The sequence below is a fragment of the Caballeronia choica genome, from assembly GCF_001544535.1.
Lineage (GTDB): Bacteria > Pseudomonadota > Gammaproteobacteria > Burkholderiales > Burkholderiaceae > Caballeronia > Caballeronia choica.
Genome location: NZ_FCON02000011.1, coordinates 82,084 through 106,362 on the forward strand (window position 1 = coordinate 82,084; position 24,279 = coordinate 106,362).

The following is a 24,279-nucleotide window of genomic DNA, read 5'->3' on the forward strand; positions in this document are numbered from 1 at the left end:
CGCTCAGGGACACCGATGAAGCTCGATTCCTACTGGCTCGACACCGCGCCCGCGTGCAGGTCCGTGAGCGAAGGGCCGGTCGAAGGCAACGTCGATGTCGCCGTGATCGGCGGCGGCTTCACCGGCCTGTCCGCGGCGCTGGCGCTCGCCAAACGCGGCGCGTCGGTGGCGGTGCTCGACGCGGGCCGCATGGGCGGCGGCGCGTCGGGCCGCAACGGCGGCCAGTGCAACACGGGCGTCGCGCAAGACTACGTGGCGCTTTACGCGCAACTCGGCGCCGAACGTGCGCGCGGCTGTTATCGCGCGTATGCGTCGGCGGTGGAGACGGTCGAGCGGTTGATCCGCGATGAGCAGATCGACTGCGACTATCTCGCTTCGGGCAAGCTCAAGCTCGCGGCGAAGCCGCATCACCTCGAACACCTCGAAAAGACCGCCGAGCTGATCCGGCGCGAAGTCGATCCCGACGTCGAACTGATCGGCCGCGACCGGATTCGCTCCGAAGTCGGGTCGGACAGTTTTTACGGTGGCCTGCTGCAGAAGCATGGCGGCCAGATGCACATGGGCAAGTTCGCCGTCGGGCTTGCGAACGCGGCCGCGCGCAACGGCGCGCGGCTCTTCGAGAACGCCTCGGTCACGTCGATCGAAAAGGACGGCGGCGCGTACCGGATCGTGTCCGCACGCGGCGAGCTGCGCGCCAAGCAGGTGCTGATCGCGACCGGCCCGTCGCGGCATGGGCCGTTCGGCTGGTATCGCAGGAGGCTCGCGCCGGTGGGTTCGTTCATCGTCGTGACCGAGCCGCTGCCGGCTGCCGAACTCGCGCGCCTGTTGCCGGAACGCCGCTCGTATACGACGAGCCGCCTGATGCACAACTACTTCCGCGTGACGCCGGATGCGCGCCTGCTGTTTGGCGGACGCGCGCGCTTCACGGCGTCGGAACAACCCTCCGACGCGAAGAGCGGGCGCATCCTGCAGGCGAACCTCGTGCAGATGTTCCCGACTCTCGCCGATGCGCGCATCGATTATTGCTGGGGCGGTCTCGTCGACATCACCGCCGACCGGTTGCCGCGCGCCGGCCAGCACGACGGCATCTATTTTTCGATGGGCTACAGCGGCCACGGCACGCAGATGTCGACGCACATGGGCCAGGTGATGGCCGACGTGATCGGCGGCAACGCGGCGGCGAACCCGTGGCGCGAATTCGACTGGCCCGCGATTCCCGGACATACCGGCAAGCCCTGGTTCCTGCCGCTCGTGGGCACGTACTACCGCATCAAAGATGTCTTCTATTGAACGCATAAAACCTTGAAGCCACATAAAGACACATAACGGCACCCCAAGCCACCTCACGCGGAGAAGTTTCGATGACCAAGGACAAATCGCTTGATGCAGTCGCCAATGCTGGCATCCGGCTCGACGCGCTGACCCGACGCGGCGCCTCGCGGCGCGACGTCCTGCGCGCGTTGGCCGCGGGCGGACTGATGTCGATGACGGGCGCGGGCCTGCTCGCGGCGAGCGGCGCCGCAATCGCCCAGCAGGCGAAACCGAAGCAGGGCGGCAAGATTCGTGTCGCGACGCAATCGGCGTCCGCCGCCGATACGCTCGACCCCGCGAAAGGCGCGCTCGGCACGGATTACGTTCGCGCCAACATGTTCTACAACGGCCTGACCGAACTCGACTCGCATCTCGGCGCGCGGATGGCGCTCGCGGAGTCGCTGGAAACGAAGGACGCGACCGTGTGGGTCGTGAAGCTGCGCAGCGGCGTGCAGTTCCACGACGGCAAGTCGCTCGCACCGGCCGACGTCGTCTATTCGATCATGCGCCACAAGGACCCGGCGACCGCGTCGAAGGCGAAGACGCTCGCCGACCAGATCAAGGAAGTGAAGGCCACCGGCCCGAACGAGGTGACGATCACGCTGGAAGGCGCGAACGCCGACCTGCCGGTGATCCTTGCGACGTCGCACTTCCTCATCATCAAGGACGGCACCAAGGACTTCAAGACGGCCGTCGGCACCGGCCCGTTCAAGGTCAAGGAATTCTCGCCGGGCGTGCGCACGGTCGGCGTGAAGAACGAGAAGTACTGGAAGCCGGGCATGCCGCATCTCGACGAGATCGAACTGATCGGCATCGGCGACGAACCGGCGCGCGTGAACGCGCTCCTCTCCGGCGACGTGCAACTGATCAACGCGGTCAGCCCGCGCTCGACCGAGCGCATCAAGGGCACGAGCGGCTTCACGGTGCTGGAGACGAAGACGGGAACCTACACCGACCTCATCGTGCGCGATGAAGGCGGCATCACCGGGACCGAGGATTTCCGGCGCGGCATGATGTACCTGATGGATCGCGAGCAGATCCGCCGCGCGGTGTTCCGCGGCTTCGGGGCGATCGGCAACGACCAGCCGATCGATCCGACCAACAAGTACTACATGGCGGGCCTGCCGCAACGCGGCTTCGATCCCGACAAGGCCAAGTTCCACTTCCAGAAGGCGAAGCTCGGCAGCGCGCCGGTGCAGATCGTGGCGTCGCCGGCGGCGGACGGGTCCATCGAAATGGCGATGCTGCTCCAGCAGGTCGCGCCGCAAGCCGGCCTCAACCTGCAGGTGACGCGCGTGCCCGCCGACGGCTACTGGTCGAATCACTGGATGAAGCATCCGCTCGGCTTCGGGTCGGTGAACGGACGCCCGAGCGCGGACGTGATCTTCACGCAGTTCTTCAAGTCCGACGCGCCATGGAACGAGGCGAACTGGAAGAGCCCGCAGTTCGACCAGATGCTGGTCGCGGCACGCGGCGAACCGGACGATGCGAAGCGCAAGAAGATCTACGGCGACATGCAGGTGCTGGTGCATGACAACGGCGGCATCGGCATTCCGCTGTTCCAGAGCTCGCTCGACGCGCATACGACGAAGCTCAAGGGCCTCGGCTCGATTCCGCTCGCGGGGCTGATGGGCTTCGCGTTCGCGGAGAACGTCTGGCTCGAAGCCTGAGACCGTCCTTCCCACGACGCGCGCCTCGAACTCGCGGCGCGCGGCCCCAACCCAGGAGGCGATTCCGATGAAAGCACACGCGCAACGACTCATCGCCGCGCGACTCGGCCTCGCGCTGCTCACGCTGCTGCTGGTGTCGGCGGTGGTGTTCGCGATCACCGGCCTGCTTCCCGGCGACGCCGCGCAACAGGCGCTCGGGCAGGCGGCCACGCCCGAGGCCGTCGCGGCGCTGCGTCATCAGTTCGGGCTCGACCAGCCCGCGCTGCAACGCTACTTCCAGTGGCTCTTTCATATCGTGAGCGGCAACTTCGGCATCTCGCTGTCGAACAACCTGCCGGTGAGCGAACTCATTGCCACGCGCCTGCCGAATTCACTCGTGCTCGCCGGACTCACGGCGCTCGTCTCCGTGCCGGTCGCGCTCGTGATCGGCATCGCATCGGCGATGTTTCGCGGCTCGCTGCTCGATCGCACGCTGAACGTGCTCACGCTCTCGACCGTCGCCGTGCCCGAGTTCCTGATCGCGACGGTCGCGGTGCTGATCTTCGCCGTGAAGCTGCGCTGGCTGCCGGCGCTGTCGTACTTGTCGGAGGTGAACTCGTTCGGCGGCCTGCTGCGCATCTACGCGATGCCCGTCATGACGCTCTGCTGCGTGATCGTCGCGCAGATGGCCCGCATGACGCGCGCCGCCGTCCTCGACCAGTTGAACGCATCGTATGTCGAGATGGCGATCCTGAAGGGCGCCTCGCCGATGCGCGTCGTGCTGCGCCACGTATTGCCCAACACCATCGGGCCGATCGCCAACGCGGTCGCGCTGAGCCTGTCGTATCTGTTCGGCGGCGTGGTGATCGTCGAATCGATCTTCAACTATCCGGGTCTCGCGAGCCTGATGGTGGATGCCGTCACGAATCGCGACATGCCGCTCGTACAGGGCTGCGTGATGGTGTTCTGCGTGGCGTATCTGGCGCTCGTGCTGATCGCCGACCTGTGTCAAATCGTTTCCAACCCGAGGCTGCGTCAACGATGATCCGACCCGCCACCCCTACCGCCCTCTATTCCGTGTCCGAAGAGAAGGGCGTCGAGCCCGCCGCCGGCCTGCAGGAGCCGTTGCCTGAAGCTGCGGCCGTCGTCAGGCGCGGCCTCCTGAAACGGCTCGTCGGCCGCTTCTCGGTGCTCGGCCTTATCGGCCTCGTGATCGTCGTGTTCTGGCTCGTCGTCGCGTTCATCGGGCCGCTCGTCGCGCCCTACAAGGGCGGCACGCTGACCTCGACGGAAATCTTCGGCACGTATAGCGCCGCGTACCCGTTCGGCACCGACTATCTCGGCCGCGACATGCTGAGCCGCATTCTCTACGGCACGCGCTACACGGTCGGGCTCGCGCTCGCGGCGGCGGTCCTCGCGAGCTGCATCGGCACGTTTTTCGGCTTGCTCGCCGCCGTGTCGGGGCGCTGGGTCGATGAAATCCTGAGCCGCCTGTTCGACGCGCTGATCTCCATTCCGAGCAAGGTGCTCGCGCTCGTCGTGATCGCGGCGTTCGGATCGTCGATTCCGATGCTGATGTCGGTCGCCGCGCTCGCCTACATTCCCGGCGCCTTCCGCATCTCGCGCTCGCTCGCCGTCAACCTGATGACGCTCGAATACGTGCAGGTCGCGAGAGCGCGCGGCGAGGGCCTGTTCTATATCGCGCGCGTCGAAGTGCTGCCGAACATGATCCATCCGATGCTCGCGGACTTCGGCCTGCGCTTCGTGTTCATCGTGCTCCTGTTGAGCGGCCTCTCCTTCCTCGGCCTCGGCGTGCAGCCGCCCGACGCGGACTGGGGCTCGCTCGTGCGCGAGAACATCGGCGGCCTTTCCGAAGGCGCGCCCGCCGTGCTGATGCCGGCCGTCGCGATCGCGACGCTGACCATCGGCGTGAACCTCTTGATCGACAACCTGCGCCGCCGTGGCGGCCGCGGGCAGGGAGCCGCGCAATGAGCATGATCGAAGTGAAGGGCTTGCGGGTGGTCGCGGGCACGGCGCCGGACGCCGTCGTCGAGATCGTGAAGAGCGTGGATTTCACGGTGAAGAAGGGCGAAGTGCTGGCGCTGATCGGCGAATCGGGATCGGGCAAGACGACGATCGCGCTTGCGCTGCTCGGCCATGCGCGCATGGGCTGTTCGATCGCGGGCGGTTCGGTGCGGATCGGCGATGTGGAAGTGCTCGCGCTCGACCAGCGCGGCCGGCGCGCGCTGCGTGCGCGCACCGTCGCGTATGTAGCGCAGAGCGCATCGGCCGGTTTCAACCCGGCGCGCACGATCATGGACCAGGTCACCGAGCCTGCGCTCCTGCACAAGCTGATGACGCCGGCCGCCGCGCGCGAGAAGGCCGTCGCGCTGTTCCGGTCGCTCGCGTTGCCCGCGCCGGAGACGATCGGCGAGCGCTATCCGCATCAGGTGTCGGGCGGCCAGTTGCAGCGCCTGATGGCGGCGATGGCGCTGATCACCGACCCGGCCGTCGTCGTGTTCGACGAGCCGACGACCGCGCTCGACGTCACCACGCAAATCGAAGTGCTCGCGGCGTTCAAGAAGGTGATCCGCGAGCTCGGGACGACGGCCGTCTACGTGTCGCACGATCTCGCGGTGGTCGCGCAGATGGCGGACCGCATCGTCGTGCTGAACGGCGGCACCGTGCGCGAGAACGGCACGACGGCGCAAGTGCTCGATGCGCCCGTGGACGCGTACACGCGCCAGTTGCTCGCGGCGACGCGCCGTCCGGAACCGGAACTCGCGCCGGTGGCGAACGAAGCCGTGCCGCCGCTGCTCGAAATCCGCGGCTTGAGCGCGGGTTACGGACGCATCGACCGCAACGGCGTGCCGGCCGTGCGCGTGCTCGACGACGTGAGCCTGCGCATTCCGCGCGGCAGCACGCTCGGCGTGATCGGCGAATCGGGATCGGGCAAGACGACGCTCGCGCGCGTCGTGGCGGGCCTCGTCGATCGTGCGCGCGGCGAAGTGCTGCTCGACGGCAAGCCGCTGCCCGCGCAATTGTCGAAGCGCACGCTCGACCAGTACCGGCGCATCCAGATCGTGTTCCAGAACGCGGACACCGCGCTCAACCCGAGCCGCACGATCGCCGACATCCTCGCGCGGCCGATGAACTTCTATCACGGCCTGCGCGGTGCCGCCGCGCAAAAGCGCATGCTCGAACTGCTCGACCTCGTGAAGCTGCCGGCATCGATTGCGCAGCGCCAGCCGGGCGGCTTGTCGGGCGGACAGAAGCAGCGCGTGAATCTCGCGCGCGCGCTCGCCGCCGATCCCGCGCTGATTCTCTGCGATGAAGTGACCTCCGCGCTCGATACGGTCGTCGGCGCGGCGATCCTCGAACTGCTCGCGGAACTGCGCCGCGAACTGGGCGTGTCGTACATGTTCATCAGCCACGATATCTCGACGGTGCGCGCGATCTGCGACGAAGTGATCGTGCTGTATGCGGGGCAGCGCGTCGAATCCGGCCAGCGCGACGTGCTCGCCGCACCGCCATACCACCCGTACACGGGCCTGCTCGTCGACTCGGTGCCCGCGTTGCAGCCGGGCTGGCTCGACGCGCGCCGGTTGATCGCCGGGGCCGCGCTGCCGGCGATGGGCGCGAGCCACGATGTCGGCGAACTGTGCAGTTTCCGCGGGCGTTGTCCGGTGCGCATCGACGGCAAGTGCAACGTCACGCCGCCGTCGCTCAGGAAGCTGCCTTCGGGCGCCGAGATCCTGTGTCATCACTCGATCGCCGATCTCAACCGCATGCAGACCGCCGACACGGTGGCCGCATGAGCGGGCGCTTCGTACGCGTGGCGGAGCAGGGGCGCAGGACGTTTGCGATCAGCATCGACGGCGTGCGCGCCGAAGCCGCCGAAGGCGACACGCTGATGGTCGCGTTGCTCACCTCGCGCGATGCGTTGCGCGACTCCGAATTCGGCGACGGCCGGCGCGCTGGCTTCTGCCTGATGGGCGCGTGCCAGGATTGCTGGGTCTGGACCGCCGAGGGATTGCGCGTTCGCGCCTGCACGACGCCGGCCGAGCCCGGCATGGCGATCGTGACGCGGCTCGCTATGGCCGGGGAGGGCGTATGGCCGCGCGCGTAATCGTGATCGGCGCCGGGCCGGCGGGCGTGCGCGCCGCACAGGCGCTGGTGGAAGCGGGGCTGCGGCCGGTTGTCATCGACGAAGGCCGGCGCGACGGCGGGCAGATCTATCGACGGCAGCCGGAAGGATTTTCGCGTTCGTACGAGACGCTTTATGGCACGGAAGCCGGGCGCGCCGCGTCGCTGCATCAGGATTTCGACACGCTGAAAGGCCGCATCGACTATCGGCCCGAGACGCTCGTCTGGAACATCGGGCCGAAGAGCGTCCACGTCGTGACCGGCACGCTGTATCGCGAACTCGCGTTCGATGCGCTCATCATCTGCAGCGGCGCCACCGACCGCCTGATGCCCGTGCCCGGCTGGCATCTCGCCGGGACCTACAGCCTCGGCGGCGCGCAGGTCGCGCTGAAGTCGCAGGGTTGCGCGATCGGTGCCCGCACGGTGCTGATGGGCACCGGGCCGCTCCTGTATCTCGTCGCGGCGCAATACGTGAAGGCGGGCGCGACAGTCGCGGCGGTGCTCGATACCTCGACTGTCACGCAACGCCTGCGCGCCTTGCCCCGCTTGCTCGCGATTCCGGCTGCGTTGCGAAAGGGCATCGCGTTGACCGGCGTGCTGAAGCGCGCGCGCGTGCCGGTTCATCGCGGCGTGACGCCGGTTCGCATCGCGGGGTCGGGCGAGCATGGCGTGACGGGCGTCGAAGCGCGGCTCGCGGGCGGCGCGAAGTTCGAAGCCGAATGCGATGCGGTCGGGCTTGGCTACCACCTGCGTCCCGAAACACAGCTCGCCGATCTCGCCGGCTGCGCATTCCGTTTCGACGAAGATGCCCGCCAATGGCTCGCGCACACGGACGAAGACGGCAGGAGTTCGGTCGAGGGCGTCTATCTCGCGGGCGATGGCGCGCGCGTGCGCGGCGCCGGTGCCGCCGAGCGCTCGGGCCGGCTCGCCGCGCTCGCCGCGTTGCACGACGCCGGCATCAAAACCGAGGGCAGCGAAGGCATCGGACGCCTGCGCGCCGAACTCGCGCGCTTCACGCGCTTCGCCGCCGGGTTGCGCACGGCGTTTCCGTGGCCCGCGCATTTCGCGGCGAGCTTGCCCGATGAAACCATCGTCTGCCGATGCGAAGCGGTCACGGCGGGCGAACTGAGACGCGTCGTCCGCGAGACCGGTGCGCAGGAGGCGAATCGCGCGAAGGCGTTTTCGCGCGTCGGCATGGGGCGTTGCCAGGGCCGCTTTTGCGCTCACGCGGGCGCCGAGGTGATCGCGGCCGAAGCGCGCGTGCCGCTGGCTTCGGTCGGCCGCTTGCGCGGACAGGCGCCCGTCAAGCCGTTGCCGATGGCCCTTCACGCAGAGCCTCAAGAAGAACAGGAGAGCGCGCAATGAGCGAGCAAGCCGACGTGATCGTGATCGGCGGCGGCATCATGGGTACGTCGACGGCGTTTTTCCTGCGACGGCGCAAGCGCTCGGTGATCGTGCTCGAACGCGGCCTGACGGGCCAGCAGGCGAGCGGCGTCAATTTCGGCGGCATTCGCCGGCAAGGCCGCGCGCTGCCGCAACTCGCAATGGCGAACCGCGCGCTCGAAACCTGGCGGCGCTCGAAGGAACTGCTGAACGAGGACGTGGAGTTTCTTCCCTCCGGCCATACGCGCGTCTGCTATCACGAACACGACGCCGACTACTTCGACCGCTACGCCGCCGACGCCCGCGCGTATGGACTCGACCTGGAAGTCCTGCACGGCGCCGCGATGTTCGAGCGCTTTCCGTTTCTCGGACGCGAGGTGCTGGCCGCGTCGATCTCCCCGCTCGACGGCCACGCCAATCCGCGCCTTGCATCGCCGGCCTTCGCACGCGCGGCGATCAGGCTCGGCGCGCGGATCGTCGAGAATACGGAGATCGTGCGCGTCGAGAAGGACGGGGAGGGCTTTCGCGTCGAGAGTGCGGCGGGCGACGTGTATCGCGCGGCGCAACTCGTGATCTGCGCGGGCGCGTGGGCGAGCGCGCTCACGCAGCAGTTCGACGAGCCGGTGCCGTTGGCGGCGCGCGGTCCGCAGATGGCCGTGACGGAGCCGGTGCCGTATGTGTTCAAGTCGTCGATGGGCGTGTACACCTCGGTCAAGGCGGAGAGCGTCTATTTCCGCCAGATTCCGCGCGGCAACATCATCCTGGGCGGCGGCCCGCCGGGTCCCGCCGATGCAGGCACGCGCCGCGCGTCCGTCTTGCCGCAGAACACCGTCCACCAGATCGCGCAGTTCCGCCGCCTCGTTCCCGCGCTGGCGCCGCTCAACGTGATCCGGGTGTGGAGCGGCGTCGAAGGCTATCTGCCGGACTCGGAACCCGTGATCGGCCCGAGTTCGAAAGTGGACGGGCTCTTCTACGCGTTCGGCTTCAGCGGCTCGGGCTTCCAGATCGGGCCGGGCGTCGGCGAGACGCTCGCCGAACTCGTCGATACCGGCCGCACGCCAATACCGCTCGACGCCTTCTCCATCAGGCGCTTCGCGCTCGCGCCGGAAACCTCGGTGCTTTCGTCATGATGCCCTCGAAGCCACCGGCCGCCCTCGACGATGCCCTCGCGTTCATCGAAGCGCATTTCGATGAACCGGTGCGGCTCGCGCAACTCGCCGAACTGTCGGCGCTCAGCGTGTCGCGCTTTGCGACCGTGTTCCGGCAGCAAGTCGGGCTTTCGCCGTATCGCTATCTTTGCGGCGTGCGCATCCGGCGCGCGCAGACGCTGCTGCTTGCGGGCGTGCCGGGGTCGGTCGTGGCGGCGGAAGTCGGCTTCTTCGACCAGAGCCATTTCGCGCGGCACTTCAAGCGCTTCTGCGGGATGACGCCGAGTTCGTTCCTGCAGAGTGCGGGGCACGCCACACGCGGCTAGGCCAAGGCGCGAGGCGCCCGAAAAGCCGAAGGTATCCCGGATGCAACGTTTTCAATGGCGCGCCTGCGGCCCCCTTGCGGACTCACGAGAACAATGTGAAAGCGCCACGAACGTTATGCAGCATGGCCATGCAGATTTCATATCGCTCGACTTCCCGACTTGCCCGGCTTTATCGATAAACCCAGGCTCAGCAATGCAACATTCTTGAAGCACGTCCTCAACCGACATAGCGCCTGAGGCGCGTGCGCGAATCAATCACGGATAGGGAAGGCGCGCAAACGCTAAACCGATTTTTCTGCGCTGATGAAAGCGCCATCGATAATTCCCGCGCTTTCGTTTCTTCAGGTCAAAACTGAATCAAATTCGATCGAGCGTCGGACGTATGGTGTGACACATCCTTTCCGCCTGCCTTATTGGTATGGCGTTTGGGACTGCTGGCACGGCTCTCGCTTATGTATGACAAAGCACAAAGAAGAACCGCCCGCCAAAGCGGCAATAAAGGTGCTACGGGGCTGGTCGCTACGTGTTTCGATGGACGCCACTAGATGCGTTTCACGAATCCGAAGCAGACCGGAAAAAATACAGCGCTAAGCGCACAGACCAAGCGAAAAAAAACCATGTTGACCCTTCAGTCCGACCTGCACGGCAATCATTTGTTGGGCGCGCTTCCGGCGCACGAATGGCAAGCTATCGCACCTCATCTCGAACTCGTTCAGTTGCGCACCGAACAGTTGCTGTGCGATTCGGGACAACGCATTCACCACGTCTATTTTCCGACCACGGCCATCGTCTCGCTGCTGCACACGATGGAGGACGGCGGTTCCGTCGAAGTGGCGGCCGTGGGTCGCGAAGGGATGACAGGCGTGCCCGTGCTGACCGGCGGCGAAACGATGCCCACTCGCGTGCAGGTTCAGTGCGCGGGCTTCGCTTACCGCATGAGCGCCGGCGCGTTGCGTGAACACTTCGGCCGCTCCGACTTCCTGCGTCGCGTGATGCTTCTGTATATGCAAGCCCTGCTGACGCAAGTGGCGCAAACGGCCGCGTGCAATCGTCATCATTCGCTCTCCAAGCAGTTGTGCCGCTGGCTGCTGATCCAGACGGATCGCACGCCGTCGGACCAGTTGCGCGTGACGCAGCAGATGATCGCCGACATGCTGGGCGTGCGTCGCGAAGGCGTGACCGAAGCGGCGGGCAAACTGCATGACGCGGGGCTGATCCATCATAGCCGCGGCTGCATCAAGGTGCTCGATCGTGCCGGACTCGAAGAGCGCGCGTGTGAATGCTACGGGATCGTCAAGCGCGAGTTCGACCGGATGCTGCCACGCACGCGCCAAGCCGAGGCGATTGCATAGTGGCCGGGGTGTCGGGCGCGGACGAACACCGGCCGCGCCTGCCGCTTGAGGCAGTAGTCGAGTCAGCTTGAGTGCAGTCGAATTTGGACATTCCCGGCCTAAAGACCCGCTATTTCCTGTGCATCGCCTACGCCGTCCTTGCTCGCGCGCCCTTGGTGAAGTAGATTTTTACTGGGCGCTGCATCAGACGGGAGGCATTGCCATGGAACTGACCGTAGAACAAGTCGATGTATGGGCCGCTACCATCGACGACCAGCCGGGCGGGCTGGCGCAAGTATTAAACGCTTTGCGGGATGCGGGCGCGGACTTGCAGTTCGTCGTCGCGCGCCGCACGCCGGAAGCCGCGGGCAAGGGCGTCGTCTTTGTCGCGCCGCTGCAGGGGGAAGGGGAGATCCGCGCCGCCACCCAGGTGGGTTTCAGCGTCACCCCGAGCCTTCACTCCGTCCGCGTGATGGGCCTCGACCAGTTGGGGATCGTCGCGCAACTGGCCCAGATGCTGGCCGATGGCGGCATCAACCTTCGCGGCGTTTCCGCCGCTGTGCTCGGCACACAGTTCATCGCCTATCTCGCGGTAGACTCGCTCGACGATGCCGAGAAGGCGATAGACATTCTGCAGCGAGCCTGAACGGCCCGCGCCGGACCGCAAGCCGGTTTTCTCCCGGGCGGGCGACTTGCTGGACAGTCATCGGCGAGGTTCGCTGGCGTCGGACGAAAGACGCCTGCTTCTGGCTCGACACGATCGATCACGAGCTTCAGGAGGGAATATGAACGCCGTATGCCCGTTGCATGGGCCGACGAAGATCATCGGCACGAATGCGTACGGGTTTCCGATCTATGCGTGCTGCTGCAACGACGTGACCTATGAGACGCCGCCGGATGCCTGTACGAGGGCGCCGACGGAGCGCGGACGCGATCCGCAACCGGAAGAGCCGAAGTCGGGCGGCCGTGGTCCTAAGAACGCGCGCGAGTGACCAGCCGCTTCAAACGCTTAAAGCCGCTTCAACTGCCGACGCCTTCGCTTTGCGCATCGCGCGCCGGAATCTTCAACAGGCGCAGCTTGTGATAGAGCGTTTTCTTCGGCATCCCGAGTTCCGCGCTCGCTTCCGCCACATTCCCGTTGTGCCGCCGCAGCATGTCCTCGATCAGCATGCATTCGAAATTCGCAAGCTGCTGCGCGAGCGTGCCGCTCTTGCTTCCTTGTCCAGCGGCCGGCAACAGGCTGTCGCCCGCCAGCCCGAGCACGAAGCGATCCGCGACGTTCTGCAATTCGCGCACATTGCCCGGCCACTGATGCGTCATCAACTCGGAGACCTGCGCCGCCGACACGATCGGCGCCGACTGTCCGAAACGAAGCGCGGCGGCGAGCACGAAGTGCTCGAACAATAGCGGCACGTCTTCCCGGCGTTCGCGCAAAGGCGGCAATTCGATCTCCGCGACATTCAGCCGATAGAGCAGGTCCGCGCGGAACCGCCCGTCGGTAGAAAGCTCGGCGAGATCCGCCTTCGACGCGGCCACGATCCTGCAATCGACCGGGATCGCTTCGTTCGTGCCCAGCCGCTCCACCTGACGTTCCTGCAGGACACGCAGCATCTTGATCTGCAACGCGATCGGCATGGTTTCGATCTCGTCGAGAAACAGCGTGCCGCCATTCGCCCATTCGATCTTGCCGGTGCGGCTCTTGATCGCACCGGTGAACGCGCCGGCCTCGTGGCCGAACAGTTCGCTCTCGAAAAGCTGCTCGGGCAGGCCGCCACAGTTGAGCGCGACGAAATGATGATCGCGCCGCTTGCCGAAGTCGTGCAGTCCGCGCGCGATCAGCTCCTTGCCCGTGCCGGTTTCGCCGGTGATCAGCACGGACACGGACGTATCGGCAAGGCGCAGGATCTTGCGGCGAACCTCGACGATCGCCGGCGACTTGCCGAGCACCAGCCCCTCGATCCCCCGCCAGTTGTGCAGCGCCGCGCGCAAGCCCTCGACTTCGAGCGTGAGACGCCGCTTCTCGACCGCGCGTGCAACGCGGCTCGCGATGTGATCCGATGAAAAAGGCTTTTCGATGAAGTCGTACGCACCGGTTCGCATCGCGCCGACTGCCGTCGCGATGTCCGCGTGGCCGCTGATCAGCACCACGGGAATCTGCGCATCGATCGCGAGCACGCGTTCGAGCAATTGCAGGCCGTCGATGCCCGGCATCCGCACATCCGACACGAAGACGACCGGCGCACCCGGCGCGGCCTCCGCGAGCGCGACGGCCGCCGATCCGTAGGCGCGCACCGGGAACCCCGCCAGCGCGACCGCCTGTTCGACGCCGAGGCGGACGTTCTCGTCGTCCTCGACCACGACGACGCTGATCTCATCACTCATTCGCTTCCCCCTGCGGCGCTGCCGCCGCGAATTCGATGCTGAATTGTGCGCCGCCCTCGGGCGGGTTGACGGCCGAGATCCGCGCGCCGAACCCGTTGACCAGACGGGAGGAGATCGCCAGTCCGAGGCCGAGTCCGTGTCCGCGCGGCTTGGTCGTGACGAACGGTTCGAACAGATGCGCGAGGACCTCCGGCGCAATGCCGGCGCCACTGTCGGCGACCGTGAACAGCACGCGGCCGTGCGGGTCCGGCGCGCGGGCTTCGATGGCGATGATGCGCTTCTCCTGCTCGGCGACGGCATCCAGCGCATTGCCGAGCAAGTTGACGATCACCTGCTGCAACTGGCTCGGCTCGGCGCATATCGTCGTGCCCGCCGGGATGCGCACGTCGAGTTGCACGTGTTCGTCGCGAATGCGGGCTTCGTAGATCAGCACCGCATGCGTGACCGCCTCGCCCAGCGACACCGCCACCCGCTCGAAATCCGGCTTGCGCGCGAAGGTCTTCAGCTCGGCGGTGAGCACCGCCATGCTGTCGACGAGGCGCGAAATCCGTTCGAGGTTGCCGATCGCGGGCGCCGGCTGGTTGCGCTCGAAAAACGTGCGGGCATTGTCGCAGAGCGTCTTGATCGCGACCAGCGGCTGGTTCAGCTCGTGCGTCAACCCCGCCGCCATTTGCCCCAGCACCGCCAGCTTCCCGGCGTGCACGACTTCCTGCTGCGAATCGCGCAGCAACTGCTCGGCGCGCGTGCGCTCGACGATCTCCTGCTGCATTCGTTCATTGGCCTCCCGCAAAGCGGCCGTGCGCCGCGCAACGGTCACTTCCAGCCGCTCATTGGCGCTGCGCAACGCGTCCTGTCCTTTCAGCTTCTCGGCGATGGCGCGGCGGCGCTGGATCGCATACAGGCCATACAGCCCGGCGATCAGGAAAGCGCCCGTGACGAACGCCAGCGCGATCTGCTGCTGATGCCGGGCGCCTGCGACGTCGAGCAGGACCATGATCGAATCGCCCGCCTGCGGGGCTGCGCGCGACATCGCCAGATAGCGCCGCTCGCGGCCGGGATGAACCCAGTCGGGAAAGCGCGCAAACCATGCCGATGTGCCCCAGTCGGAGAGGCGCCGGTACGGCAGCAACTCCACGCTGCGGCCCGCATACTGGCGCGATGCCTGGATCTGGCTCTGCTGCTCAGGCGCAATCGGCCGCACCGCCATGAACTTCCACGCCGGGACGGTGGAAATCACGATCACGCCGTTGCCGTCGATCACCATGGCCGCCTCGCCCGGCGTGCGCCACGCGGATTCGAGCGCATCGACGCTCACCTTGACCGCCGTCGCGCCGATCGCGACGCCCCCCTCGCGCACCGCGCTCGCGAAATAGAGGCCGGGCATGCCGGTGTTCGTGCCGATGCCGAAGAAGCGCCCCGAGCCATGCGAAAGGGCGTCCTGGAAATACGGCCGATACGACACGTTGGTGCCGACAAAGCTGTCCGGCCGGTTCCAGTTGCTGGCGGCGATCACCGATCCGTGCAGGTCGATCACGTCGACCGCGACACTGGCTGCCTCGCGATTCACCGCGTCGAGGTAGTCGTTCACTGTTTGCAGAAGTCCCGGCGGCGGATCGGGCACGTCGCTCAGCAACGCGCGCACGCTTTCCTGCCGCGCGACGATCAGGGGCATCGTCTCGTAGCGGCCGAGTTCGCTCCTGAGGCTCGCGGCGTAAAGGTCGAGCCGATGCGAGCCGAGTTCCGCGAGCGCATCGATCGAACGGTCCCATGCCAGTTCGACCGCGGCCGCCGCCACGCCGAAATACAGCGCGGCTGCGGCCGCCCAGCCCCATAACGGAATCCCGCGGAACCTCATGCGCACGGCGTGCTCCCGCTTGAGGAATAAGCGCTGGCGCGCCTCGCGGGCCGTCGGCAGCGTCGCATCATCCGATGTGCGCAAGCACGATCAGCGTCACCGTGACGACGATCGCGCCGCCGATGCGCGTGGCGATCTGCGCGAACGGCATCAGTTGCATGCGATTGGCCGCCGTCAGGATCGCGACGTCGCCGGTGCCGCCTTGCCCGCTATGGCAGGCGTTCACGATCGCGGTGTCGATCGGGTACATCTTCATCAGGCGGCCGACCACGAAGCCGGTCCCCATCAGCGTGACCACGGTTGCCACGATCGTCACGATGTTGACCAGCGTGAACGCGGCCATCAGCTTGTCCCAGGGCGTCATCGCCACGCCGATCGCGAACAGCAGCGGATAGGTCACGGCCGTCGAGAAGAACTTGTAGACGACGAACGCGCCTTCCTGCAACGGCGGCGACACCGCGCGCGCGAGCTTGACCAGCACCGCGAGAAACAGCATCGCGACCGGCGCGGGCAGGCCGAACAGGTTGCGGCACATCAGCCCGAGCAGGTACAGCGTGATCGCGGTGATGCCCGCCGCCGCGATGTGGGAGACGTCGACGTGTCCGCGAATCTCCTCCTGCACCGGGTCCATTTCGTCCTCTTCGCCGGGTTGCAGCCGTCCTTGGCCCGTCAGATGCGGATAGCGCCTGCCGAGCATGTCGAGCACGCCCGCGAGAAGGATCGCGGTGAGGCTGCCGAGCATGACCGGCGGCAGCACCTGGGCGAACAGCTCGCCCTGCGGCAGATGCAGGATTTCCGAATAGCCGACCGACAACGGAATCGCCCCTTCGCCGATGCCGCCCGCCATGATCGGCACCACGACATAGAGGAACGTATGGCGCGCGCCGAGCCCGAGCGCCGTGCCGACCAGCGTCCCGACGATGCCGGCCGCGACCGTGCCCGCCGCGAGCGGAACGAAGATCTTGATGAAGCCCTGGATCAGCACGCGGCGGTCCATGCTCAGGATGCTGCCCACGATGATCGACGCGATGAACAGGTAGAGGAAGTTGGTCGATTTCGTGAAGTCGACCGTGAGCGAGAGGATCGGTTTGGGCAGCAGGTGATAGTAGGCCAGCGCGGAAGGAATGAAGGTCGCGAGGATCGCGGCCGCGCCGATGTTGCGCAGGACCGGCAGGCGCTTGCCGATTTCCGCGCAGGTGAAGCCGAAGAAGGCCAGCACGGCGATGGCCATCGAGATTTCGCCGGGCACCTTGCCGGTGACCGCGAAACCCGCGATCAGCGCGAGCAGGATCACGTAGACCGGCAACGGAATGATGCCGATGCGGAATTCCATCAGCTTCCACCAGCCTTCGGGCCAGAAGCGCGGCTTGATGAGCGGTGGCTGAACCGGCGCGGGCGCAGGCGCGCCCGGCGATGCTTGTGAAGTGGTATGCACGAAGTGTCTCCTCGTGGTTGAAGGCCGGTGACGCAGTGCAGCAATGCGTTTCAGTGCGCCCCGGCCCTTGATCTGTTCAGTGGATGTTGCGCGTATCGTCAAGGCTCATGCGACAAATCGTACATCCGCCTGCGGCGTGCGCGTGTCGAGATTGCGGCCGCGATTCAGGTGGTCGTCGATCTCCGCTGCGCAGCCGATCATCCGGCCGTACAGGAACACCGTGAAGGCCGCCGTTTCAAGCGCCTGCGTCGGGAAACCGCCCGCCTGATGGCGCGTCCACAGCATTTTCAGCAGCACCGAGGCGATCACCGCGTCGACATTCACCGCGAACACGTTGCGCGTCACGTTCTCGTCGTACAGCGCCTGCACCAGCGCGCGGTAATAGTCGTGAAAGACGTTGTACTCGCCGCGCGCCTCGAACCGCTCGCGCACGAACGCCTCGCGAGGATCGACGTTGACCGGCTTGCCCTTGAACACCGGATGGTTGATGCAGGGCAGGGCCGTCGCCTGCTGCGCGCCGAGTTCCTTGCGCTGGGTCCGTTCCTCGCCATAGACACGCGCGAAGCCGGCCGCCATCGCCTTCAGGTCGAGACCATGCGACGGGTCGCCGGGATCGTTCATGGCGACGCCCTTGAAACGTTCGAGCAGGAACGCCACGCCCTCGAAGCCGTTGCCGCCGTGCGCATAGCCCGCGTGCGTGAGAAAGCCGACCATCGCCTTGTTCAGTTGCACGCGTTCCGGCGTCTCGGGGCCATCCGCCGATACCGCGCCCTTCGCGCCCTGCGCGGAAATCGCGCCGGGTCCGTTCGTGAGCAGCAGGCCCACGAGTGTCTGGAATCCGAACAGCTCGGTTTCATCGGGCTTGTCTCCGATCAGGGCGGCACAGGCGATCTCGGTCAGCAAATGGCGTCCGAGCACCGCGTCCATCTCGATGTCGCAGAAACGCGCGGGTTCGTGCCGGCGCGCGTCGACCGACGCGCCGATCAGGGTGCCCATGAGGCGCATCCACCACGGCAGGTTTTCGACCGTCACGCGCGACACGCGCTTGCGCATCAGCGGCCCCCACGCGAGCGTGGTGGTGATCGCGCCGAGCACCGCGTCGGCGCTCGGGTGAGCGTCGAGGCTCTGCAGGTAGCGGATGAACACCGATTTCGCTTCGCGCTTCGCGAGTCCCGCGAGCATCGCCTGGGCCTTTGCGTCAGGCTCCGGGCTCGTGAGACAAGCGCGCGTCGCGGCATCGGCGTTCAGTTGCGTCACGTCGAAGTCCTCGTCGAGCGCGTCGCGCAAGCCTGCCGCCGTGCCCAGTTCGACGAACGCACGCGCGGCGCGGCGCGCGCCGTCCGCACGGCGCGGGCCGACGATGCTCGCCGCCGCCGCGAGCACGCTGTTCGGCGCGTTGCCGGCCTCGCGTGCGGCCTGCGCCGCGATCAGCGTCGCGTCGCCGTGCAGGTTGATCTCCGCGCCGACGGCGACGCTCACCAGCTTGGCATCGTTCACGCCGCCCGGTTCGTGCAGCAACGCGAGGCACAGGTTGCCTTCGAGCGAATATTGCGCGGCCTGCAACACCGGCACGCCGTGCAGGCTCGTGACCTGGGTGCCCGCGTCCATCTGCGAAGCGCCCGACGCGTCCTTCATGTTCTGGCGCGGCAGCACGATGCCGACCTGCTGGTTCAACGTGGCGATCTGGGCGTCATACGGCGACAGCGCGGCGACGACGGGCAAGTCGAGTTCGTCCGGCAGCGTCAGCCCCTGCGACGAGCGGAACCACGGCTTGAGCGCGAGACTGCCTTCCGGTTCGAAGTCCGGCCGGGCGCCGTTCTCGCGCATCACCGCCGTGAGCGCCGCCGGAATGTGAGCGATGTTGGTCACGAGCGCACCCTTTGCGCTGCAGACCGGATCGTCCGGCGTGAATGGCCGGTCGACACCGAACTTCTGCATGAACCAGCGTTCCTTGGAGGCGGCGTCGTCGCTCCCGCCGGCGAGCGCCCCCGCATGGCCGACCGCCCGCGTCAGCTTCTGCTTCCAGCGCCCGACCACGCAGGCGACCACCGGCTTGCTGAAGTCCGCTTCGAGTTCGTAGTAGCCGCCAGGCTCCGAATACAGCACGGCCGCCTTGCTGCGCGCGTCGTTGGCGAGTGCGAATGCGAATTCCGGCGCGGCGAAATGGATGTACACGTCCTTGCCGCTCGACATGAGCGTGGTCGTGCCCCAGCCCGCCATGCGCAGATAGGTGGCGATGGTCGTCGTGAAGTTGCCCGAGTTGGAGAAGATCGCGATCGAGCCTTTCTTGAGCGCCTCGTCGGGGCTGTCGCCGCCGAGCGCGCCGCCGATGCGCACGCGGTTCCAGGCATCGGCGATGCCGAGGCTGTTGCCGCCGAAAATGTCGATGCCGTTTTGCTGCCCCATCGCGCGAATCTCGCGCGAGTCATGCACCGACAGCTTTTCGGTGACGATGAAGATCTTCTTGAGATCGGGATTGACGCGGATCAGTTCGGCAACGCCGTCGCGTGCAGCCGATGGCGGCAGGTAGATCACGCCGCAGTTGAAGCGGTGACCGTCCTGCAGTCCTTCCAGCACGTTGTTATAGACGGGGATATTGCCGAGCGCCGTCTCCAGCACCTGTCCGCGGCGTCCGGGCGACGTGCCGAACACGACGTTGCCGCCCGAATATGCATGCCCGACCGGCGTGACCTGCCGCGACTCGCCGCCGAGTATGTTCAGCACGCAGACGCGGTCGTCGCGGCTCGCCGCCTGCGCGAGCGAACTGATGCCGACGTAGTACTTGAAATCTCCTGCACCTTGCCTGTACATGGCTTTCCTCCAGATTGATCGTTTTTTTCGACGTAAGCGGCTCAGGCCTTCGCGGTCGCGCCTTGAGGCGCGTCGAGCTTCGCGGCGATCTGCTCGCGGCCGCCGGCTTTCATCCACGCATCCGCGGCCTTCGCGTACTGGATGACTTCGCTGATGTCCGAATCGAAGCCGAAAATGCTGTACGGCAGGCCGAGCGCGTCGCAGGTATCGCGCATCGCGCCCATGCCGCGCACGAGGCCCGGGCCGCCGCGTCCGATCACCACGTAGAGCGGCGTCGGCCCGTGTTGGCTGACATGCTCGCGCAACGCATCGGCCATGGCGCGCATGGTCTCGAAGATGTCGGTGTTGTTCGACTTCCCGCCGATGATGAACAGCACATTGGCCTGCCTGAGCCAGTGCTTGAAGCAGATGCGCGCCACTTCCTTCATCTTTTCGTAGGGCGGATTGCCGCCGAAGTCGGAGGAGATGATCGCGTCGTCGCCGAGCATCTCCGACACCAGCGAATTCGCACCGCCACCGAAAGTCGGCGCGAGGATGGTGCCGTGCTCGTTGATCACGTAGACGTCGCTCTGGCCCTGGTAGGTGCGCAACTGGTTGATCTCCGATTCGAAATCGGAGTAGTCGACCGAGAACACGTGCGCGGGGATGTCGAGCCGCTGCCAGCGAACGTCGTCGCGATCGAAGCCGCATTTGAAGTCACAGGCGACCGGCGTGAGGCGCCCATCGCGGCCGGCCTGCATGCGGATCGGGTTCAGTTCGAGCGTGGTCATGCCGAAGTTGTGATACAGCTCCCACAGCTTCGGCAGGTGCTGGACCAGCGGCGAAATGATTTCCTTCGGCGCGTTCAGGCGCGACAGCGCGTTCGCCACCACGAACGCCTTGAGGCCGGTCAGCGGGTCGAACGGCACGTGCACGATCATGCTCGGGTCGAGTTCCTCGATATCGACGCCGCCGTGATGGGTGAGCGTCATCGTGGGTGCACGAAAGCGCGTCGAATCGGTGATCGAAAAATAGACTTCGTGCTGCGCGGGCACGGCGCCCTCGAAGGTCACGCCGTTGGCCTTGGCGGTCTGATTGCCGTGCCGGTGTTCGGCGAAGTACAGGCGCTCCTTTTCCTTCAACGCGGTCTTCAGGTCGCTCGCGCGTCCGATGAGTCCGGCCTTGCCCTTCTTGCCAATGCCGCCCTTGAACAGCGGCTTCACGAACACGGAGCCATGCCGATCGATCATTGCCTTGATCTGTTCTTCGCTTGCATCGGGGCCGAGCACTTCGGCCGTGGGAAAGCCGCCGAACTGCAGCAGTTTTGAGCCGTACAACATACCGGTGACTTGCATATCGTCTCCTTGCGGGTTGCTTCCTGAATGACTTGCGGGTGGATATCGACGGGTGGCGCGTGCCGTGCCCGGCGATGTGTTGGACGCACGTGTCCCTCCGGCCGCCCGAGGCGGTCGGTGACTGAATGACGGACGTAGAGTCGAGTGCGGTCGGGTTAGCGTCGCGCGACAGCGCGAGCGGGGAGAAGCAGGATCATGGTGGTGTCTCCGTTGGGTGCGGACTTGCAGACCGCTTTGATGGCCTCAAGGGCCTATGCACGGATATAACGCAAGCCCCATGCCAATTTCAGGCCAAGGAGACGTGTTTGTAACGCATTGATTTTATTTGATTTTTTTACGTGCGTTATACGTGAGACGCGGCGACGGTCCCGAAACTCGGAATCGGCCACTTTGACGGGCTGAGACTTCAGCCACTTAGCCAGCCATGCTCGTAGAAGCTTGCTATCCGGAGCGCGTACGCCTGGCACTTCCGAGCACGAGATGGGCCAACGTTCCCAGCACGATCCCCCAGAACGCCGAGCCAAGCCCCAGGAAACTCATGTTGGAGGCCGTGGCGATGAACGTGATGAACGACGCTTCACGATGGGCCTCGTCCTGTACCAGCCCAACAATGTTGGCTGCGATTGCACCGAGCAAGGCAAGACCTGCGAGCACTGCAACGAAGGCATTAGGAAGCGCTGCAAACAGCATGACCACCGTTCCGGCGAAGGTTCCACCTGCCAGATAGAAGACTCCGTTTGCAATGCCCGCGACGTAGCGGCGCTCCGGGTCCCGGTGAGCATCGGGCCCCGTGCACAACGCTGCGGTGATTGCTGCAATGACAATGGTTATGCCGCCGGAGAAGGCGACCAGAATCGACGTCAGGCCGGTCACGACAAGAACGGGACGGCTCGGTGTCTTATAACCGGAGGCCCGCAAGATGGCGAAGCCGGGCAAGAACTGGCCGGTCAGGCTGACAATGACGAGAGGCACCGCGAGGCTCACGATCGACTGCCAGGTCCAGGTTGGCAGGGTGAACACCGGGCGAGTGAGGTGAAGACTGACCGACCCCAGATTCGTCAAGCCGAGCCCCATGGCGAGCGCGCAACCGAACACCAGAACCAGGATGAGGCAATAGTGCGCGGCCCATCGGCGGAACACGATGAAACTCGCCAGCATCCCCAGCGCAAGCGCGGGATTGATCGCAATCGACTTGAATACATTGGTGCCGAACTGAAAAAGAATGCCCGCCATCATCGCGCAGGCAATTCCTCTTGGGATGCGCTTCACGATCTGGTCGAACCAACCGGACACGCCAAGCAAAAGGATGCACAAGCCGGCGACGATATATGCGCCGATTGCCTCGCTTACCGGCATCCCCGGAAACACCGTGACGAGCAGGGCAGTCCCGGGTGCGGACCAGGCCGTTATGATCGGTTGCTTCAGCCACCAGCTCAAAACGATTCCGGAGACCGCCGCGCCCATCGAGATCGACCAGACCCACGATGCGACGACGTCATTGCCAACATGCGCGGTACGTGCCGCCTGAAAGAAGATTGCAAGCGGCCCGGCGTAAGAGATGATGACGGCAAGCAGCCCGGCGGTCACTGCCGATACGGACCAGATCCTTTTCGGAGCGGCGGATACTGCCGCACCTTCGGTGTCGCGCTTCATGCTCCTCTCTGCAGCGTCAGCGGATCGACGACGGATGACGCGCGAGCGCCGTCACCTTCATCGTCATATACGGAAACAGCGGCAGGCCCGAGAGGATAGTGTGCAGTTCGTCGTGCGAGTCGACATCGAAAACGCTGTAGTTCGCGTACTCACCGACCACGCGATGCAACTGTTGCCACTTGCCTTGTCGTTGAAGTTCTTGCGAGTATTCCTTCTCCCGAGCCTTGATTTCGTCGGCCCGGGCAGCGGGCATGTCGTGCGGCAGGTGTACGTCCATTCTCACCAGATAAAGCATGATTGTTTTCCAAAAGAAGTGCGACGCTCCTGCCAGTTCGCTGGCACGGAAAAGTCGAGGTGGTTGATCGTGGATTGACCGCGCGCGCTCAGAGGTTCTTGTCGCGACGGTAGAAGGCGAGCTTCTCTTCATCGATATGGAGGCCCAGGCCCGGTCCTTCCGGCAGGTGAAGATCGAAGTCCCGATATTGGGGGCGCGCAGTCACGATGTCGTCTTTCAGCAAGAGCGGTCCGAACAGCTCGGTACCCCAGGCAAGTTGCGGAAGCGCGCTGAAGCCGTGCGCCGACGCGATCGACCCGATGCTGCCCTCGAGCATCGTGCCGCCGTACAGCGACACACCGGCTGCATCCGCGATAGCCGCTGTCCGCATCATCCCGTAGATTCCACCGGACTTTGCAATCTTCAATGCAAACACGTCCGCGAATGAATTGCGCACGAGTTCGAGAGCGTCCTCGGGGCCGGTCACCGATTCGTCGGCCATGATCGGCACGATGAATCGCGATGCAAGCCGGGCGAGCGATCCGCGCTGCTCGCGTGGCGTCGGTTGTTCGATGAGGTCGATGCCCGCAGCCTCGAGCGCTGCGATGCCGAGCGCTGCGTCGACCTCGTTCCAGGCCCCATTCACGTCTACGGTGACCTTGGCGCGGTCGCCGAGCGCGGCTTTGATTTTCGATACGTGTGCTACATCATCGCGCACGCCGCGACGGCCGATCTTCAGCTTGAACGTATTGTGGCGACGCTCGGCGAGCAGCATTTCCGCTTCGTCGATGTCGCGTTGGGTATCGCCGCTCGCGAGCGTCCAGAGAACCGGAAGCGTCTTGCGGACAGCGCCGCCAAGAAGCGTCGCAACCGGGACGCCCAGGCGCTTGCCCTGAGCGTCGAGCAGCGCCGTTTCGATCGCGCATTTGGCGAACCGGTTTCCCCGCGCGATCTTGTTCAGCTTGAGCATTGCGCCGTTGATATTGGTCGCGTCTTGCCCGATGAGCGCAGGGGCAAGGTAAGTGTCGAGGGTGAGCTTGATGCCTTCGGGACTTTCGTCGCCGTATGACAGGCCACCAATCGTCGTGGCTTCGCCAATGCCCTCGATACCGTCGCTCGAACGCAGGCGGACGATGACCAGGGTTTGTTGCTGCATCGTCGCCATGGCGAGCTGATGCGCGCGAATGGTCGGGAGGTCAACCAGGATCGCTTCGACGGAGGTGATTTGGGCGTTCATAGGA

At 65.7% G+C, this 24,279-nt stretch carries 20 protein-coding genes; 12 read left to right on the plus strand and 8 right to left on the minus strand.

Going from position 1 to position 24,279, the window contains the following annotated elements; translation table 11 throughout:
* Positions 1–15: 15 nt before the first annotated feature.
* From AWB68_RS07515 to AWB68_RS07570, 12 genes are all read left to right on the plus strand, one after another.
* Complete coding sequence (locus AWB68_RS07515; protein ID WP_087643716.1) at positions 16–1,290, plus strand: NAD(P)/FAD-dependent oxidoreductase; 1,275 nt, start codon at positions 16–18, stop codon at positions 1,288–1,290.
* A 71-nt stretch (positions 1,291–1,361) separates the two neighbouring features.
* A complete protein-coding gene (locus tag AWB68_RS07520; protein WP_087643717.1) occupies positions 1,362–2,981 on the plus strand; it encodes an ABC transporter substrate-binding protein in 1,620 nt (539 codons plus the stop codon).
* A 67-nt stretch (positions 2,982–3,048) separates the two neighbouring features.
* Positions 3,049–4,005, plus strand: coding sequence for an ABC transporter permease (locus AWB68_RS07525; RefSeq protein WP_087643718.1), 957 nt, complete (start codon positions 3,049–3,051; stop codon positions 4,003–4,005).
* Positions 4,002–4,952 (plus strand): ABC transporter permease, encoded by a 951-nt coding sequence (locus AWB68_RS07530; protein ID WP_125482897.1) that lies wholly within the window; start codon positions 4,002–4,004, stop codon positions 4,950–4,952. Before AWB68_RS07525 ends, AWB68_RS07530 begins: the two co-directional genes overlap by 4 nt.
* A complete protein-coding gene (locus AWB68_RS07535; protein WP_087643719.1) occupies positions 4,949–6,778 on the plus strand; it encodes an ABC transporter ATP-binding protein in 1,830 nt (609 codons plus the stop codon). Before AWB68_RS07530 ends, AWB68_RS07535 begins: the two co-directional genes overlap by 4 nt.
* Positions 6,775–7,089 carry a (2Fe-2S)-binding protein gene (locus AWB68_RS07540; protein WP_087643720.1) on the plus strand — a complete coding sequence of 105 codons (315 nt, stop codon included), beginning with the start codon at positions 6,775–6,777 and terminating at the stop codon, positions 7,087–7,089. The genes AWB68_RS07535 and AWB68_RS07540 overlap by 4 nt, the downstream gene beginning before the upstream one ends.
* On the plus strand, positions 7,074–8,471 hold the full coding sequence (locus tag AWB68_RS07545; protein WP_087643721.1) for an FAD/NAD(P)-dependent oxidoreductase: 1,398 nt from the start codon (positions 7,074–7,076) through the stop codon (positions 8,469–8,471). The genes AWB68_RS07540 and AWB68_RS07545 overlap by 16 nt, the downstream gene beginning before the upstream one ends.
* The gene (locus AWB68_RS07550) at positions 8,468–9,619 is read left to right on the plus strand and encodes an NAD(P)/FAD-dependent oxidoreductase (protein WP_087643722.1); all 1,152 of its coding nucleotides are present in this window, start codon (positions 8,468–8,470) and stop codon (positions 9,617–9,619) included. The genes AWB68_RS07545 and AWB68_RS07550 overlap by 4 nt, the downstream gene beginning before the upstream one ends.
* Positions 9,619–9,963, plus strand: a complete 345-nt coding sequence (locus AWB68_RS07555; RefSeq protein WP_200828652.1) for a helix-turn-helix domain-containing protein — start codon at positions 9,619–9,621, stop codon at positions 9,961–9,963. Before AWB68_RS07550 ends, AWB68_RS07555 begins: the two co-directional genes overlap by 1 nt.
* Positions 9,964–10,580: 617 nt before the next feature.
* Complete coding sequence (locus tag AWB68_RS07560; protein WP_087643756.1) at positions 10,581–11,315, plus strand: Crp/Fnr family transcriptional regulator; 735 nt, start codon at positions 10,581–10,583, stop codon at positions 11,313–11,315.
* Between the two features lie 202 nt (positions 11,316–11,517).
* Positions 11,518–11,940: an ACT domain-containing protein gene (locus tag AWB68_RS07565; protein ID WP_087643724.1), complete on the plus strand. Its 423-nt coding sequence runs from the start codon at positions 11,518–11,520 to the stop codon at positions 11,938–11,940.
* Positions 11,941–12,079: 139 nt separating this feature from the next.
* Positions 12,080–12,286 (plus strand): hypothetical protein, encoded by a 207-nt coding sequence (locus AWB68_RS07570; protein WP_087643725.1) that lies wholly within the window; start codon positions 12,080–12,082, stop codon positions 12,284–12,286.
* 28 nt (positions 12,287–12,314) lie between these two features.
* Here AWB68_RS07570 and AWB68_RS07575 read toward each other — a convergent pair whose 3' ends face one another.
* The 8 genes from AWB68_RS07575 to AWB68_RS07610 all read right to left on the minus strand — a co-directional run bounded on the left by AWB68_RS07575 (position 12,315) and on the right by AWB68_RS07610 (position 24,275).
* Positions 12,315–13,676 carry a sigma-54-dependent transcriptional regulator gene (locus AWB68_RS07575; RefSeq protein ID WP_087643726.1) on the minus strand — a complete coding sequence of 454 codons (1,362 nt, stop codon included), beginning with the start codon at positions 13,674–13,676 and terminating at the stop codon, positions 12,315–12,317.
* The gene (locus AWB68_RS07580) at positions 13,669–15,531 is read right to left on the minus strand and encodes a sensor histidine kinase (RefSeq protein WP_087643757.1); all 1,863 of its coding nucleotides are present in this window, start codon (positions 15,529–15,531) and stop codon (positions 13,669–13,671) included. Before AWB68_RS07580 ends, AWB68_RS07575 begins: the two co-directional genes overlap by 8 nt.
* Before the next feature lie 67 nt (positions 15,532–15,598).
* Positions 15,599–16,966: a 2-hydroxycarboxylate transporter family protein gene (locus AWB68_RS07585; protein ID WP_087643727.1), complete on the minus strand. Its 1,368-nt coding sequence runs from the start codon at positions 16,964–16,966 to the stop codon at positions 15,599–15,601.
* 105 nt (positions 16,967–17,071) lie between these two features.
* Entirely contained in the window at positions 17,072–19,777 is a 2,706-nt protein-coding gene (locus AWB68_RS07590; protein WP_087643728.1) for a CoA-binding protein, read from the minus strand.
* Between the two features lie 41 nt (positions 19,778–19,818).
* Positions 19,819–21,111 (minus strand): ATP citrate lyase citrate-binding domain-containing protein, encoded by a 1,293-nt coding sequence (locus AWB68_RS07595; RefSeq protein ID WP_087643729.1) that lies wholly within the window; start codon positions 21,109–21,111, stop codon positions 19,819–19,821.
* A gap of 441 nt (positions 21,112–21,552) precedes the next feature.
* Entirely contained in the window at positions 21,553–22,764 is a 1,212-nt protein-coding gene (locus tag AWB68_RS07600; RefSeq protein ID WP_087643730.1) for a benzoate/H(+) symporter BenE family transporter, read from the minus strand.
* A 16-nt stretch (positions 22,765–22,780) separates the two neighbouring features.
* Entirely contained in the window at positions 22,781–23,059 is a 279-nt protein-coding gene (catC, locus tag AWB68_RS07605; RefSeq protein ID WP_087643731.1) for a muconolactone Delta-isomerase, read from the minus strand.
* Positions 23,060–23,147: 88 nt separating this feature from the next.
* The gene (locus AWB68_RS07610) at positions 23,148–24,275 is read right to left on the minus strand and encodes a muconate/chloromuconate family cycloisomerase (protein ID WP_087643732.1); all 1,128 of its coding nucleotides are present in this window, start codon (positions 24,273–24,275) and stop codon (positions 23,148–23,150) included.
* Between the last annotated feature and the right edge of the window lie 4 nt (positions 24,276–24,279).